Annotated in this window: 2 protein-coding genes; one reads left to right on the top strand and one right to left on the bottom strand. The window is 68.8% G+C overall.

The annotated features are described in order from the left end of the window. A partial coding sequence (locus VNL12_RS01275; protein WP_325590851.1) for an HIT family protein occupies positions 1 to 354 on the top strand: 354 nt, incomplete at its 5' end. Here the strand turns inward: VNL12_RS01275 and VNL12_RS01280 are convergent. Next, on the bottom strand, positions 344 to 1,588 hold the full coding sequence (locus VNL12_RS01280) for an IS110 family transposase (protein WP_325590853.1): 1,245 nt from the start codon (positions 1,586 to 1,588) through the stop codon (positions 344 to 346). The genes VNL12_RS01275 and VNL12_RS01280 overlap by 11 nt on opposite strands. Positions 1,589 to 2,073 lie beyond the last annotated feature (485 nt).

Below are 2,073 nucleotides of genomic sequence, written 5' to 3' on the forward strand. Positions count from 1 at the left end.
GCCGCCCCGGCCGCCGTCGTGCTCGACGAGCCCGACGTGCTGGCCTTCCTCGACGTCCGCCCCCTGTACGCCGGCCACGTGCTGACCGTGCCCAAGCTGCACCACGTCGCCCTGGCCGACGTCCCCAGCCCGCTCCTCCCGGTCCTGTTCGACGCCGTGCAGCGTCTGAGCGCGGCGGTCCCTCGCGCCCTGGCCGCCCAGGGCAGCTTCGTCGCCGTCAACAACCTGGTGAGCCAGAGCGTCCCCCACCTGCACGTCCACGTCGTGCCCCGCACCCGGGGCGACGGCCTGCGGGGGTTCTTCTGGCCCCGCACCCGCTACGGGTCTGATGCGAAGATTCGCTCTACGCGGTAGCGGCCTGGGGTTGGAGGGTCACGTTGAATCCCATCTTGCGTAGTTGGTCGATAGCCCGGTTCTTGGCCTTGTCCGGGTTGAGCCGGGTGTAGAAGTCGTCGCCGGGGTCGCGGTAGTGCTCGCCGGTGGTGAGCATGTTCCACATGGCGATGAGGATGGCGTGCTCGACGGCGACGATCGCTTTGACCGGTCCTCGCCGTGCGGCGATGCGCCGGTACTTGGCGGACAGGTAGGTCCCCTTGGAACGGGCGGCTGACATGGCGGCGATGCCGAGGGCGCCTTTCAGGTAGGGGTTGCCGGGTCGGGTGGCGGTCGACTTGACCCGGCCGGCTGACTCGTTGCTTCCTGGGCACGTGCCTGCCCAGGAGGCCAGGTGCCCGGCCGTCGGGAACCGGGTCATGTCGCCTCCGGTCTCGGCGATGATGACGTCGGCGACCAGGGTGGAGATGCCGGGGATGGTCACGATGAGGTCCCGGACCCGACGAAAGGGCTCGATCATCACCTCGATCCGAGCCGTGAGCTCGCCGATGGCGGTGGTGTGCTGGTCGATGAGGTCGAGGTGGAGGCGGGTCAAGAAGGCGTGGTGCTCGCCGAAGCGGCCGGTGAGCGCCTCGGTCAGCTCAGGGATCTTGGACCGCAACCGTCGCTTGGCCAGATCGGCCAGCACGCCGGGGTCACGCTCGCCGGCGACGAGAGCGGCCAGCATGGCCCGCCCCGACACGCCACTGATGTCGGTGGCCACCGACGACAGCTTGATGCCGGCGTCTTCCAACAGCTTCTCCAACCGTTGGATCTCCCGGGCCCGTTCCCGGGTGATCGTGGTCCGGGTCCGGGTCAGGTCGCGCAGCTGGCGGATGGGCGGCGGGGGGACGAACGAGCCTCGAACCAGGCCGTGGGCGCCCAGATCGGCCAGCCACGCCGCGTCGGACACGTCGGTCTTGCGTCCGGGCAGGTTCTTCACGTGCCGGGCGTTCACCAGCATCACCTCGAACGGGCCGTCCTCGAGCAGGTAGTAGAAGGGCTTCCAGTAGTCGCCCGTCGCCTCCATCACCACCAGCGTCACCTGCTCGCCGATCAGGTGATCGCGCAGCGCCAGCACCTGGTTGGTGACCGACGACCACGTCGTCACCGTCGATCGGGCCTTGGCTCGACCGGTGCCGGCCACCCGGACACACACCTTCGCGTCCCGTTTCGACACGTCAACCCCGGCGCACCGGGGATGCACCACCTCCATCGTTGTCTCCTCTCGCTCGGCGTTGGATGTCCGCTCCGGGGAGGGCAGGAAGTTCGAAAGTCTGATGCTCGTGCTCGATGGCAACATTCCACGGTTCCCGTGGGAGCCCTCCACCACCATGCTGACCTACAGGCTCCAAGGCACTACAGAGCCAACGGCGTCCAACCGGAACAGACACCCCAGTCTGCACCCCCGACGCCCAACACGCTCAGGAACCACGCGGCCGGGGCGACCACATCTTCGCTCGCCCCGGCGAGCACCCCGAGGTGCTCTGCGATGCTGACCTGCAACGATGCTCGGTCGCGCGGCAGCCGAGCCGAGTATTTCAGCATGCTCCTCAGCCTCCCGGCTAGGGCAGGACGTAGCCCCGAATGCCCTCGTTGGCCCAGCCGTTGGCCTGGCGGGACTGCACCTCCGCGCTGTCGGCGGTGAGGTAGGGGACGCCGTCCTTGGTCAGCCGGTAGAGGGCGGTGGTGCCGCCGACC

This window comes from Iamia sp. (assembly GCF_035575815.1).
In the GTDB taxonomy this organism is placed as follows: Bacteria; Actinomycetota; Acidimicrobiia; order Acidimicrobiales; family Iamiaceae; genus Iamia.